Genomic DNA, 13,138 nt, shown 5'->3' with positions numbered 1-13,138 from the left:
ACGTTATCGGCCCTGGATCTATCAGCCAATTCCCCTATTGGCGTACTCCCCTTGACGATGCCCGCTAAAAGCCGAACTCTTGGCCGATATTTCGATGATGGAGCCAGGTACATGCATCTGTTCAGGGAAATCGGCATGCACGCGGGGTTGGGCCGCACCCTGTCACAGATCGGCACCGAGCGGTTCTGGAAACAGCTGGTGCTGTTGCTGCACCAATGCCTGCCCTTCGATAACGCCCTGGCGATTTTCTACCCGCTGGATGGCCCGCCCCAGGCCCTGGAGGAGTACGACGCCCAACCCAGCAGCAAACCGGCTTCGATGCTGGTGTACCTCAATGGCCTGTACCTGCTCGATCCGTTTTACCAGGCGTGCCGCGAGCACTATGCCAGCGGCGTTTACCGCCTGGAGGAAGTGGCGCCGGACCATTTCCGTCAGAGTGAGTACTTCCTCAACTACTTCCACGACAACGTGCTGGAAGACGAGGTGCAATTTATCCTGCAATTGCCCGGCGCGGGCACGCTCTCACTGTCACTGGGTATGCAGCGGCGCTTCAGCTTCGAAGAGACCGGGCTGTTGACCACGCTGGCGGCCTGGGTGCTGCCGCTGATGCAGCAGCACTGGCAACAAAGTACTCAGCGGGCTCCGGCGATGGACAGCCAGATCCGAGACGCATTGAGCCACTTTGGCAGTGGTGTGCTCTCGGACCGCGAACTGGAAATCGCCCGCCTGGTATTGCGCGGTTTTTCTTCCAAGGCCATGGCCGAACGCCTCAAGATCTCGCCGGACACGGTGAAAGTGCATCGTAGGCATTTGTACGCCAAGCTGGACATCTCGTCCCAGCCCGAGTTGTTTTCATTATTCATCCAATCATTGGGGCACGATCTGGATAATCCGTAGGTTCAATCCGAATGAAAGAAATTAATGTGCTCCGGCAATAGATTGACACCGTCAACGCGCACAGAAAAGTTCGGGCCCTCAGGGGTGACTTTGATATTCAAGGTACTCACGCCAAACTCATGACTCAACTGCACGTCACCGACGTCCACGGGTGGACCCGGTTGAATGTTGATGGCCGATATATTGTGATCTTTTAGTACCAATGACACATCGATCTCGTCTTCCTTTGGATTGAAGTTCAAGATTGTGTCCGGATCATCACTGAGGGAGTCGGTGCTGTGCTCATATTTGAATGTATTTTCACCCTGCCGGCCCACCAGCTGGTCGGCGCCGCCGCCGCCAATTAGCACTGAGGGCTCGCCGCGCTGGGCTTCCAGGCTCTCGCGCTGGTCTGTACCGCGCAAGACGGGAGGGCTATTTTCTGGCTGGGTCCACGTGCCACCTGCTGGAAGGCTTTGTATGGAGGACATTTAAATCACCTTTTAGATAATGCGTTTATGTGAATGTGTTACATGCAGCGGACCGAAATCTCTCACACTGCAAACAACACTTTCCATGCGTAATATTTGACATCAAATGTCTTAAATATGACGTCATTATCTATTCAAGTGCATTCGGCGGTTAATGCCTGCCAATGGATATGCAAAAGACTGGCTTACAGCGTAAGCCAGCCTACTTAATCAGCGCCCCGTGCGAATGGTATTCCACACTCGCGTGCGAATCCGATCAATCTTCAACGGCATGGCTTCCAAAGCGAACAACTTGCCCATCATATCCGGGCTCGGATACACCTTGGTGTCCGCCTTGATCGCCGGGTCAACCAGGCTGTCGGCCGCCGCGTTGCCGTTGGCGTAGTGCACGTAGTTGGTGATGCTGGCCATCACCTCCGGGCGCAGCAGGTAATTCATGAAGGCATAGCCGGCTTTTTCATCGGGCGCGTCGGCGGGCATGGCGACCATATCGAACCAGATGGCCGCGCCTTCCTTGGGAATGTTGTAGCCGATCTTCACACCGTTCTTGGCTTCCCTGGCGCGGCTTTCGGCCTGCAGGATGTCGCCGGAAAAACCGACGGCCACGCAGATATCGCCATTGGCCAGGTCGGCGGTGTATTTCGAGGAGTGGAAATACGCCACATAAGGCCGCACTTTCATCAGCAGGTCTTCGGCCTTTTTGTAGTCCTCGGGCTTTTTGCTGTGGTGCGGCAAGCCCAGGTAGTTCAGCGCTGCCGGCAGCAGCTCCGGGCCGTTGTCGAGGATGGCCACGCCACATTTTTGCAGCTTGGCCATGTTTTCCGGCTTGAAAATCAGGTCCCAGGAATCCACCGGCGCGTTATCGCCCAATACGGCCTTGACCTTGTCGATGTTGTAGCCAATGCCGGTGCTACCCCACAGGTATGGGAACCCATGCTCGTTGCCCGGGTCGTTGTTTTCCACGGCCTTGAGCAGCACCGGGTTGAGGTTCTTCCAGTTCGGCAACTGGCGCTTGTCGAGTTTTTTCAGGGCGCCGCCCTGGATTTGACGGGCCATGAAATGGTTGGACGGAAACACCACGTCGTAACCGGATTTGCCGGTCATCAACTTGCCGTCGAGGGTTTCGTTGCTGTCGTACAGGTCGTAGGTGAAACCGATGCCGGTGTCTTTCTGGAAGTTCTTGGTGGTGTCCGGGGCGATGTAGTCCGACCAGTTGTAGATCTTCACGGTCTCGGCGGCCTGGCTGACGGAGGCCAGCAACATCAAGGGCAACAGGGCAATGGCTTTCATGGTTCGATTTCCTGGCGGTTTTAGGGCTGTTGTTATGGCAGGCGATCAAGGATCAAAGCGTTACAGGATCAATACGTAGGTCTTGCGCACGGTTTCCTGGATATCCCAGGTGCCGGTGCTGTTGGCCGGCAACATCAGTGCATCGCCGGCTTGTATATGAAGGGTTTCACCGTTATCGGGGGTGAAGGTGCAGCGGCCCTGGATGAAATGGCAAAACTCCTGGGACTTTATCTGCCGACGCCAGCGCCCTGGGGTGCATTCCCAGATACCGGTCTCAACCCCATCATGGCGTTCCACGCTCAAGGTCGAGGCCACGGCGATAGGCTCGCCCAGGGGCGCGGCGACCGGTGACGAGTCCGGCAGACGGGTGTTCAGTGCGTCTTTGAATTGGGTGATGCTCATGGGGGGTTTCCCGTGTGAGTGGAACGACTTAGTGCATGAAGCCTTCCATGAACCCGGCGACGCCGGTCGCCAACCTGCGGCGCCAGGGCGCGGTATTGGGGTTGGCCAATACCTGGTCCTCATGGACAAAGCTGCGGATGATCGCGTTATAGCCCAGCCAACGGCACGGCTCGGGCTCCCAGGCCTTGAGGGCTTGCAGGCCGCGTTCGCGAATCACCCAGGGTTGACGGGTCAGGGGCGTATCAAGGCCCAGAATCAGATCGGCCAGGGTGCGGCCGCCAAGGTTGGTGGCGCCTACGCCCTCCCCGCCATAGCCGCCGGAAAGCGCAACGCCGGTTTTATGGTCGCAGAGCATGTGCGGACGGAAATTGCGCGACATGCCGAGGTTGCCGCCCCAGGAATGGGTAATCCTTACCTTCTTCAGCTGTGGGAAGAGTTCGCCAAACAGGTAGCGACGCAGCTGCACTTCGCTGTCGGTGAGATCAAAGTTGTGGCGCAACTTACCGGCAAATTGATAGCCGCCGCGGGCGCCGAACACTAAGCGATTGTCGGCCGTGCGCTGGCCGTAGGTGACTTGTCGGCTGCTCTCGCCAAATGCCTGGCCCCGGTTGAGGCCGATTTCATCCCACGTGCTGGCGGGCAAGGGTTCGGTGGCGACGATCAGGCTCTGTACTGGCAACTGGTAACGGCCCAGGAGCGGCAAGGTATTGGCGTAACCCTCCACTGCCGGCACTACCCAGGCGGCACGCACACTGGCCTTGGCCGTGCGCAGGCTGCCGGATTGCCAATGGGTCACCGAGCTGTTCTCGTAGATGCTCACGCCGAGGCTTTCAACGGCCCGCGCCAGGCCGCGCACCAGCTTGGCCGGGTTGATGGTCGCGACATGGGGTGCATAGATACCGCCATAGGGCTTGGCGATACGAATCTGCTCGGCCAACTGCTGCGGGCTGAGCCAGCGGTAATCATCTTCGGTAAGGCCCTGGGCATACAGCTTGTCCAGGTACCGGCGCAGGCTGCCCTCCTGCTCGGGGTAGCGTGCGGCGCAATACAGCGCGCCACCTTTGCGGTAGTCGCAGTCGATACCTTCGCGGGCCAACACCTGCGCTACCTCATCAGGAATGCCGTGCAGCAGGTCAAACGAAGCGCGCCGTTGCTCCGGAGCGAGGCCGGCCAGCAGGCGGTCCTCGCCCAGCAGATTGCCCATCAGCCAGCCACCGTTGCGCCCGGATGCGCCAAAGCCGGCGGTCTGCGCCTCAATGATGGCGATCTTCAGCTCCGGAGCCTGGCGTTTAAGGTAATAGGCGGTCCATAGGCCGGTATAGCCGGCGCCGATGATCGCCACATTGACATCCAAGTCATGCTCCAGACACGGCCGCGCCTCCAGCGGGTCGTCCAGTTGGTCCATCCATAGACTGATATTGCGCCATGCCGGCATGCCAGGTGCCCCTACCTCGTTTCGATAGGGTCGATCCTAGAGCGCGGCGTCAGGGGCTGTCTTGCGCGCGTGCACGCAGGGAAATTTGTTTGACGTAAGCCTTGGGCGATTGGCCGGTGTGCTGGCGGAAAGCACTGTAGAACGCCGAGAGTGAATTAAACCCGGCGGCAAAGGCCAGGTCATCGACTTTCAAAGGAGCAGTGGCACCGTCCAGTGCGGCCAATAAATGCTGGAGCCGCGCCTGATTGACGTAACGGTAGAAGCTTTGGCCAAGCACCTGATTGAGCAGGTAGGAAATCTGATTGCGGCTGTAGCCACACTCCTTCGCGACCCGTTGCAGGTCCAGCTCCGGGTCCAGATAGGGTTGCCTGGTTTCAAAGTATTGCTGCAGGTCATTCGCCATATGTCCCAATTGCTGGGGCGACAAGCCCAGGCGACTGACCGTGGGCCGCATGGATTGGGCCGGCTCATGCACCAGGGATGCATATTCATTGACCCGCCAGATCAACCCGTCGCGCACGGTGATGGCTTCGCTGGTGCGAAACGACACCAGGCCCTGACCGCCACGCAAAGTGATGCGGTACTGGATGAACGCGGTGTCGTCATCGGCACGGATACGATCGGTGTGTTCAATCGCCTCCTGCGCTTGACGGGGCATGCTGGCCTGCAGGTACTCGCGCAGCTCGGCGTAACCCACCACGCGGTTCTGGAAGAAATCGTGGTACTGGATCTCGGGGTGGTAGTAACCCATTACGCCGTCCAGATCGCGATGGCGCCAGCACAGGTGATGGCGCAGCACCAGCTCACGGGTGGCTCGGGTGTTCCGACAATCATCATCTGGGATCATGTCAGGCATAAAGGGCTCTGCAGCGGGGAAAATGCTTGAGGATGCCGAAGTTTACCCGCCCCTTCAATGGTCAGAGCGGGCAGCAGACTAATGGCCTTTTGCCTAAATTTGCGTAGGACATGACCCACGTCAAAATTAGCGAAAAGAACCGCCGAACGGAGCTAAAAAAGTCCACGTGTACTTGCGAACGAATGCTATTTTTAAGCTCTTCACTGTCATGACCAGCGAGGTCTTGACCCCTGCCGCGAGCTAAAGGAAGCGCTCAATGAACAAGGTGGGCAATATGAACAAAGTGACGTTTCCCAACGCGTGCCAGCTGATGCGCTGGCATTTTCATCCAATGGGCTTCGAGGGCAGCATGGACGCCCCCGGTAGCATGATCGCCCGCCTGTTTGACCGGGCCAGCGGCGAGACATTGATCGCCATCGCCGGCATCCCTTGCGCCACGGTGATGAACGCTGCCGATGTGGAGCGCATCATCGAAGCGGTAGAGGATGAGCTGGAGTGTTTTGTGCCCCCGTTGTCGTTGCGGGCCTGAATACTATTTGGGCAGCCACCGATTGGCTAATATGGGTGAGGGCTTGCCCCGATGCCGGTGTGTCAGCCGGTACATCCGGTGACTGACATTCTGCAATCGGGGGCAAGCCCCTCAAACTACAAGTAAACTTCTGATTTTAAAGAGTTAAAATTTAGTCCTAACGCCGGATATTTTGGAGGCGGTCCAGGTTGCTGCGCGACGGCGCCACGTCGACGATGTGACCGGGTCGTTTACCTAAACAACAAATATGTAGCCAGGCCGAAAACCAACATCCTGCTCGGCTGTCAGGCCGCGACGGGAGCAAGCTCCCTAGTTTGCTGCGCGACAGCGTCACATCGAAGATGTGGTGGGGGCTCCCACATTTGTCTCTGTGTCAGTTGGAGGGGCAGCGCTGGTCATTGAAGAAGGCTTTTCTGCCATCCACCCGCTCTGAGGCCTTGGGCACATTCACGCCCTGGCCTTCCGGCTTTTCCACGTACCAATAGCAGTGGCTGACCGCTCGGGTAATGCCGACATAGGCCAGGCGCAATATTTCGTCTTTCTGCGCAGTGTCATAAGGTTCGTTATCACCGTCCTTGCCCAGGCCCGCCATGCGGTAGACCTGATTCTTATACGGCGAGCTGGTGAGATGCTGGCAGTCCCCCAGTAGAAATACCGCATCCGCCTGCAATCCTTTGGCGCTGTGATAGGTCAGCTGTTTCAACCTGCGCTCGTGGGACGGCAAGTTAGAATCCACATTAACTACAGCCTGGATATGCTCTTGAATCAGTAACTTATCGCTGCTTTTTCGATACAGCATTAACACTGTCTCGCCCCGCTGATAGTGCTCCAGCAATCGCCGGCCCAGCGCCGCGTCGTCGCGTTCGAGCACCATCACGGGCACCAATGCCTTGGGCGCGCCACTGGCCTTGGCCTTCTTGCCGGGAATCGCCGGAGCACTGCGCACGACATGTTCGGCCGCGTCGATGATGTACTGGTGGCTGCGATAGTTCTCCGCCAGCATCACGCGGGTGGTAGTTGGCGAGGCAAATTCGTTATTGAAGTGCATGAAGAACTTGGGCGAGCTGCCACGCCAACCATAGATCGATTGCCAGTCATCCCCTACGCATAGCAATGAAGAACGCTGTGCGCCGCGCCCCACATGCATCGCCGGGCCGCGACTGCGGATCTCCCTGAGGCTTGCGCGTATCCACGAGACAATCTGTGGCGAAACATCCTGGAATTCGTCGATCATCAAGTGCGACATCGGCCGCAGCAGCGGATCGCTGAGCAACTTGAGGTTTTCCGGGGTGTTTTCACCGAACAGGGAGAACATCCGGTTGTAGGTCATGATCGGCGGCGATTGATCCAGCAGGTGATCTTCCAGGGCCTTCCAGAAAATGCTCAGGGCTTCAAAGAACAACCGATCCGGATCGTCCTTGGCAAAGCGCATCTGGCCCACGGCCGTCGGTACGTCCAGCCCGAGGTTCTCGATAAACCCGGCAGCCATGACAAAACTATCCAACAGCGGCGTCGAGGCCAGTTCGCCTTTGACCTTGTAATCAAACCCAGGCCCGGCCGTGGCATCGCCGGCCAGACTGCTGATCAAGCGCTTTGAAGCCTCATAGTTATCCAGCCATATCAAAGGCTTACGACAAAAAGCTTGAAAAAGTGTGCGCTTGACCGCCCACTCGGCACGTACGGATAGTTTGGAATTCGGTCGGCTGAGCTGGGCGTTTTCCCGCGCATCGAAACCCAGCATCACCCATGCATCCAGCGCCGGGATATAGCCGTGACAATGAAATTGCGCACCGTTGATTTCAAAAGTCTGGCGGCTGGGCTCTATGCCCTTGATCGGCCACGCCCCGGCGCGAAACCATAGATCTTCGATCACATCGCAAAGTTCGTCATCACGTTTGGCCGCCAGTTCTGTCACCGCGATGCGTTTTTGCACGTCCGGATGATCGCGCTCCAGCTCCTTGAGTTGCAGGCCCTGGCGGGCCAGCGGCGCAATCAGCTCGCGAAAACGCTGGTGGCGGCCATGCAGGCGGTGATAGCAGGCATTCATCTGTTGACGCTGGGCGTCGCCGATGCGCAGGTCGAAGGGGTTGCTGTCGGCGTCCGCAGAACCGTCGCTGAGGTTTTCAAAGGCTTGCAGACGCTCAAAGCCCGGCAGGCTGCGCACCATTGGCAGGATGCGCGAGTGGAAGGTACGCACCACAGCCTGGGCTTCCTTCATGCCAAGGGGTTGGCCCCACAAGCTGAGAATGTCCATGAGCTTGTGTATGAAGTCCTTACGCGACTCGCGAGTAAAGGTCACCACCGTCATCGAACTCAGCTCAAAGCCCAAATAATGGCTCAGCAGCAGGATGCGCAGCACCAGGGATGTGGATTTACCCGCGCCGGCTCCGGCGATCACCGAAGTCGAGGGCGTATCGCTGAAGATCATCTTCCACTGCGCCGCGCTTGGCTGCGCATGGGCCGGCAGCAGCCGCGCCACATCCGCCTTCATGCGTTTTTTCACTTCCGCCGTGAGCGGCAGCCGCCAGTCATCGAACAGGCTGTCATCCACCCCCGGCGCAGGGTGTCCGTCCGCACGGAAGTCGCGGATCAACAGGACCTGCCGGCCCTCCTCAATCCCATCGGCCTTGCCCTCGCGATAACCATATTCCACACCCGCCTCATGCCCACTGCGAAAGCCGTCGGCTTGGCCATGCAACCAGGAGAACCGGTGCTGCGCGCGCAAACGGGTGAGGCCGTGGCCAAACAGGCGAGCGGCCAGTCGTTTCAATAGCGGCATCTCGGCCAAGGGGCGCAGTTCGGGGGGCAGATCAGGCTTGTGTTGCGGCACGCGGACTCCTGCGATGAGATTGGCTGTGATGAGGGGCGTCATGGTCGCCGGAATCGGCGCTCAGTTCCAGCCAATTGCTTTGCTGTCATGCAGTTAGGCGATGAAGTGAAAGTTGATATAGACCAAACATATCGAATTAACGGATAGGAATTAGGCATTTTTTACGCTTTTTATCGATGATCCGCTGCTGGATGATAGACCCATCAACAGGAGACGATCATGCTTGAACTTCGACCTTTCAGCACCCTGGGCGGCGCCCATCACGGCTGGCTTGACGCCCATCACCACTTTTCCTTCGCCGAATACCACGACCCCGAGCGCATGCACTGGGGCAACCTGCGGGTATGGAACGACGACATCATCGCCCCGGGCAGCGGTTTCCCCCAGCACCCGCACCGCGACATGGAAATCATCACCTACGTGCGTGAAGGCGCGATCAGTCATGCTGATAACCTGGGCAACAAAGGTCGCACCGAGGCTGGTGATGTGCAGGTGATGAGTGCGGGCACCGGGATCGCCCATAGTGAATACAACCTTGAAGCTACACCGACCAAGATCTTCCAGATCTGGATTATCCCGAATCAGGCTGGGCTACCGCCGTCCTGGGGCGCCAAACCGTTTCCACAAGGTAACCGTGAGGGTTTTGTGACGCTTGCCAGTGGTAAGGCCGGCGACAGTGAAAGACTGAGCATTCGTGCCGATGCACGCTTGGTGGCGGCAAATCTGAAAGCCGGGGAAAGCGCTGAGTATCGGCTGGACAGCGGCCGCCGGGCATACCTGGTGCCGGCCACGGGCGTGATTGACGTCAATGGTTTACGGGCACAGGCGCGAGATGGCGTGGCGGTTGAGGATGAGCAGGTATTGCGGGTGACGGCGGTCGAGGACAGTGAGATCGTGTTGGTTGACCTGGCCTGAGCTTGCGCCCGATGCTGGCCTTACAGCAGAACGCTATCTGACTGACGCCCTGATCCAATGTGGGAGGGGGCTTGCTCCCGATGGCGGCCTGGCAGCCGACCAGGATGTTGGATTAGACCGAGTACATATACGCCCCATCCAGGGTTACTGTTGACTGCTAAAAAGTTGTGTTGATACCCATGCCCCGACGAGGGCGTATCAGTAAATGCATCTGTGGCTGCCCCATCGCCATCGGGAGCAAGCCCCCTCCCACAGGGTGGTGTGGAAACCCATGCCCCGGTGAGGCGGTGTCAGTCAACGCAACTGTGACTGACTCACCGCCGTCGGGGCACGGCCCTTCCCACATTGGGTTCGGCGTTACTACTGGGCGATTGCACCGTCCACCAGTACCTGCGCCTCCTCCACCAGCCGCTTGAGGTGATCTTCGCCGATAAAGCTCTCGGCATAGATCTTGTAGATGTCCTCGGTGCCCGATGGCCGTGCGGCAAACCAACCGTTTTCGGTCATGACCTTCAAACCGCCAATTGCCTGGTTATTGCCCGGTGCATGGCTGAGAATCTGCTGGATGCTCTCCCCGGCCAATTGCGTGGACGTCACCTGCTCCGGCGAGAGCTTGCCCAGAAGGGCTTTCTGCGCCGGGGTCGCCTTGGCGTCGACACGTATGGCAAACGGCTCGCCCAGCGCGTCGGTCAGGCCGCGGTAGATCTGGCTCGGGTCCTGGCCTTTGCGCGAAGTCATTTCCGCCGCCAGCAAAGCCGGGATCAAGCCGTCCTTGTCGGTGCTCCACACCGTACCGTCCTTGCGCAGGAACGAGGCACCGGCGCTTTCTTCACCACCAAAGCCCAACGAACCTTCGAACAAGCCGTCGGCGAACCATTTGAAGCCCACCGGCACTTCGTACAAACGGCGATCGATACGCGCAGCGACGCGATCAATCAAGCCACTGCTGACCACGGTCTTGCCCACTGCAGCATCGGCGCGCCAGTCAGGACGGTTCTGGAACAGGTAATCAATGGATACCGCCAGGTAGTTGTTCGGCGCCAACAGGCCGCCGGATGGGGTGACGATGCCGTGGCGGTCGTGGTCCGGGTCGCAGGCGAACGCAACGTCGAAACGCTCCTTGAGGCCGATCAGGCCCTGCATGGCGTAGCTGGACGACGGGTCCATGCGAATCTGGCCGTCCCAGTCGACGCTCATGAAGCGGAAAGTCGCATCGACTTCGGTGTTCACCACCTCCAGGTTCAGACGGTAGTGCTCGGCAATCGCCGACCAGTAGCGCACCCCGGCCCCGCCCAACGGGTCCACGCCCAGGCGCAGGTCGGCGCTGCGGATCGCATCCATGTCGATCACATTGACCAGGTCGGCCACATAGCTGTTGAGGTAGTCATGGCGATGGGTGGTGTCCGCCTTGAGCGCCTGGGCGTGGGTGATGCGCTTGACCCCGGCCAGCTTGTTGGCGAGCAGTTCATTGGCCTTGGCTTCGATCCACTTGGTGACGTGGGTATCAGCCGGGCCGCCATTAGGCGGGTTGTACTTGTAACCGCCACTCTGCGGTGGGTTGTGGGACGGTGTAATCACGATACCGTCCGCCAGGCCGCTGGTGCGACCACGGTTGTAGCAGATGATTGCGTGGGAAATCGCCGGGGTCGGCGTGTACTCATCGCCTTCGGCCAGCATGACGTGTACGCCATTGGCGGCCAACACTTCCAGGGCGCTGGCCCCGGCAGGCGTGGACAGCGCATGGGTGTCCAGGCCCACGAACAATGGCCCGTTGATACCTTGGGCTTCGCGGTACAGGCAGATTGCCTGGCTGATCGCGAGTACATGCCATTCGTTGAAACTCAGCTCGAATGAGCTGCCACGGTGCCCGGAGGTGCCAAAGGCCACGCGCTGGGTAGAGATTGCTGCATCAGGCTGGCCGGTGTAATAGGCCGTGACCAGTCGCGGGATATCCACCAGCAACTGGGCCGGCGCCGGTTTGCCCGCAAAAGGACTGATAGTCATGCATAAACCTCGAAAAGAAGGATTCGGAAAAGTGTCAGTTTACTGGGACTTGGACTACCGCGCGACGGTATCGATCCTACAACCTGAAGAGAAATTTCAAACTCTAAGCGGTCTGCGCCTCGAGCAACGCCTGAGCCAGCGCATCCAAGGTGACATCCAGATTGGGCTGCCCCGCGAACGTATGGCTCAAGCGCATATGCTGATGGTGCAAGCCGCTGAGGCTGAATAACTCTCCCGGCGCTATCACGACCTGTTGCGTGAGCATCCGCTGAAAGATCAGGCGCATATCCACTGGCGCCACCGACTCCAACCAGAAACTCGCCCCGGCGATGGGCGCCCGGTAGCTCACGCGCCCTTGCATGCGTGCGTCCAACCGCAGGCTCATGGCCTGCGCTTGCTCCTGTAGCAGTTGGCGCAATGCCCGCAGGTGCTGATCAAAGCGCCCGCTCTGATAAAGCCGGGCAATGGCCCGCTGACGGATTGACGACAAACGAAATGAGCGCAATAAAAACTGGCGCTGCAATTCACTGCTCATTTGATGCGACAGTAAATAGCCATAGGGCGCTTCCGGACCCAACACTTTCTCGAACGACGAGAACACCAGTAGCCGCTCCGGGTTGACCAAGTGACGCAGGGCGGCCTGGGATGGCGTGTAGCTCAGCTCACCAAAGGTGTCGTTCTCCAGCAGCCAGCAACCGTATTGCTCGAGCAAATGCGCAATCTGCAACCTTTCCGGAACCGATAACGCCGTACCTGACGGCATGCTCACCACCGATGACAGCAGCACCAGGTGCACGGGTTCGTGGCGCAACAGGTGCTCGAACATCGCCAGGTCGAAGCGGCCATCGGCGAGCCAGGGCAATTCGATCACCCGTACACCAGCAGCCTGAAAGAGGCGCAAGACCCGATAATCACAGGGTGATTCGGTCACCAACACGGTGCCCTTGAGACCCAGGGCGTCAATCAGTATCTCCAGCACACCCTGTAGATCGGCACCGACATACACCTCGTCGGCCTGCCAGCAGCGCGTAGGCGATGAGGTATAACGTGCCGCTAGCGCTGCGCGCAGCTCCCATACACCGCAGGGTTGCGACCAGGGTTGCAGTTGGTGCGGGTAGCGGCGCACCAATTTGCGCTCCAGCGCCAGCAAGTCACCATCCAGCGAGCCCAACAGCGCCGGCTCATCCCCACTGAGCACGACCATGGCCGGCCGCCGCGCCGCCGCGTAGAGCCTTTCGAGCAGGTCAGCGCCCCCCGTCAGCTGGGGGTTGGCGGCTACCGGCCAGGCGAAGTATCCGGACTTGGCCACCGAGTACACCCGCCCTTCCTTCTCCAGCAGCGAGTAGGCGTATTGGATCGTCGAGATCGACACGTTCAAGCGTGTTGACAGCTGCCGCAAGGATGGCAACTTGACCGGTGTTTCCAGGCTGACTTCGTTGATCAGGTTGATCATGTAGCGGTAAACCGCCTGATAGGCAAAATCTGCCTGCCGCTCTCCCCGCAGGTTCAT

Annotated in this window: 11 protein-coding genes; 3 read left to right on the top strand and 8 right to left on the bottom strand. The window is 59.1% G+C overall.

From position 1 onward, the window contains the following. The first annotated feature begins 111 nt into the window (after positions 1-111). Entirely contained in the window at positions 112-897 is a 786-nt protein-coding gene (locus tag KVH01_RS20200; RefSeq protein ID WP_124377870.1) for a helix-turn-helix transcriptional regulator, read from the top strand. A 2-nt stretch (positions 898-899) separates the two neighbouring features. Here KVH01_RS20200 and KVH01_RS20195 read toward each other — a convergent pair whose 3' ends face one another. The 5 genes from KVH01_RS20195 to KVH01_RS20175 form a co-directional block, all read right to left on the bottom strand. Next, on the bottom strand, positions 900-1,367 hold the full coding sequence (locus KVH01_RS20195; protein WP_043049394.1) for a M10 family metallopeptidase C-terminal domain-containing protein: 468 nt from the start codon (positions 1,365-1,367) through the stop codon (positions 900-902). Positions 1,368-1,577: 210 nt separating this feature from the next. Further along, entirely contained in the window at positions 1,578-2,657 is a 1,080-nt protein-coding gene (locus KVH01_RS20190) for a polyamine ABC transporter substrate-binding protein (RefSeq protein ID WP_217882630.1), read from the bottom strand. Positions 2,658-2,717: 60 nt separating this feature from the next. Continuing rightward, positions 2,718-3,059, bottom strand: a complete 342-nt coding sequence (locus tag KVH01_RS20185) for a cupin domain-containing protein (protein WP_043049396.1) — start codon at positions 3,057-3,059, stop codon at positions 2,718-2,720. A gap of 28 nt (positions 3,060-3,087) precedes the next feature. After that, positions 3,088-4,494 (bottom strand): NAD(P)/FAD-dependent oxidoreductase, encoded by a 1,407-nt coding sequence (locus tag KVH01_RS20180; RefSeq protein WP_217882629.1) that lies wholly within the window; start codon positions 4,492-4,494, stop codon positions 3,088-3,090. Between the two features lie 49 nt (positions 4,495-4,543). After that, positions 4,544-5,350: a helix-turn-helix transcriptional regulator gene (locus tag KVH01_RS20175; RefSeq protein WP_217882628.1), complete on the bottom strand. Its 807-nt coding sequence runs from the start codon at positions 5,348-5,350 to the stop codon at positions 4,544-4,546. Between the two features lie 256 nt (positions 5,351-5,606). On the opposite strand from KVH01_RS20175, the gene KVH01_RS20170 reads away from it, so the two are divergent. Beyond that, the gene (locus KVH01_RS20170; protein WP_005788459.1) at positions 5,607-5,879 is read left to right on the top strand and encodes a DUF1652 domain-containing protein; all 273 of its coding nucleotides are present in this window, start codon (positions 5,607-5,609) and stop codon (positions 5,877-5,879) included. A gap of 373 nt (positions 5,880-6,252) precedes the next feature. Here the strand turns inward: KVH01_RS20170 and KVH01_RS20165 are convergent, their stop codons facing one another. Continuing rightward, positions 6,253-8,709 (bottom strand): UvrD-helicase domain-containing protein, encoded by a 2,457-nt coding sequence (locus KVH01_RS20165; protein ID WP_217882627.1) that lies wholly within the window; start codon positions 8,707-8,709, stop codon positions 6,253-6,255. A gap of 219 nt (positions 8,710-8,928) precedes the next feature. Here KVH01_RS20165 and KVH01_RS20160 point away from each other — a divergent pair, with 219 nt between their 5' ends. Next, the gene (locus tag KVH01_RS20160; protein WP_217882626.1) at positions 8,929-9,624 is read left to right on the top strand and encodes a pirin family protein; all 696 of its coding nucleotides are present in this window, start codon (positions 8,929-8,931) and stop codon (positions 9,622-9,624) included. Positions 9,625-9,984: 360 nt separating this feature from the next. Here KVH01_RS20160 and pgm read toward each other — a convergent pair whose 3' ends face one another. Together pgm and KVH01_RS20150 are read right to left on the bottom strand one after the other, a co-directional pair. Further along, the gene (pgm, locus tag KVH01_RS20155; RefSeq protein ID WP_217882625.1) at positions 9,985-11,628 is read right to left on the bottom strand and encodes a phosphoglucomutase (alpha-D-glucose-1,6-bisphosphate-dependent); all 1,644 of its coding nucleotides are present in this window, start codon (positions 11,626-11,628) and stop codon (positions 9,985-9,987) included. Between the two features lie 103 nt (positions 11,629-11,731). Further along, positions 11,732-13,138, bottom strand: a complete 1,407-nt coding sequence (locus KVH01_RS20150; RefSeq protein WP_217882624.1) for an aminotransferase-like domain-containing protein — start codon at positions 13,136-13,138, stop codon at positions 11,732-11,734.

The organism is Pseudomonas khavaziana (assembly GCF_019145205.1).
Lineage (GTDB): Bacteria > Pseudomonadota > Gammaproteobacteria > Pseudomonadales > Pseudomonadaceae > Aquipseudomonas > Aquipseudomonas khavaziana.
The sequence above is the reverse complement of the archived record's forward strand: the minus strand, read 5'-3'. Positions and strand labels throughout refer to the sequence as shown.

What these genes read in the sequence shown, in the direction of transcription:
- KVH01_RS20185 (WP_043049396.1), bottom strand. Translation starts at nt 3,059, where the DNA reads ATGAGCATCACCCAATTCAAAGACGCACTGAACACCCGTCTGCCGGAC.
- KVH01_RS20170 (WP_005788459.1), top strand. Translation starts at nt 5,607, where the DNA reads ATGAACAAGGTGGGCAATATGAACAAAGTGACGTTTCCCAACGCGTGC.
- KVH01_RS20195 (WP_043049394.1), bottom strand. Translation starts at nt 1,367, where the DNA reads ATGTCCTCCATACAAAGCCTTCCAGCAGGTGGCACGTGGACCCAGCCA.
- pgm (WP_217882625.1), bottom strand. Translation starts at nt 11,628, where the DNA reads ATGACTATCAGTCCTTTTGCGGGCAAACCGGCGCCGGCCCAGTTGCTG.
- KVH01_RS20175 (WP_217882628.1), bottom strand. Translation starts at nt 5,350, where the DNA reads ATGCCTGACATGATCCCAGATGATGATTGTCGGAACACCCGAGCCACC.
- KVH01_RS20190 (WP_217882630.1), bottom strand. Translation starts at nt 2,657, where the DNA reads ATGAAAGCCATTGCCCTGTTGCCCTTGATGTTGCTGGCCTCCGTCAGC.
- KVH01_RS20150 (WP_217882624.1), bottom strand. Translation starts at nt 13,138, where the DNA reads ATGAACCTGCGGGGAGAGCGGCAGGCAGATTTTGCCTATCAGGCGGTT.
- KVH01_RS20160 (WP_217882626.1), top strand. Translation starts at nt 8,929, where the DNA reads ATGCTTGAACTTCGACCTTTCAGCACCCTGGGCGGCGCCCATCACGGC.
- KVH01_RS20200 (WP_124377870.1), top strand. Translation starts at nt 112, where the DNA reads ATGCATCTGTTCAGGGAAATCGGCATGCACGCGGGGTTGGGCCGCACC.
- KVH01_RS20180 (WP_217882629.1), bottom strand. Translation starts at nt 4,494, where the DNA reads ATGCCGGCATGGCGCAATATCAGTCTATGGATGGACCAACTGGACGAC.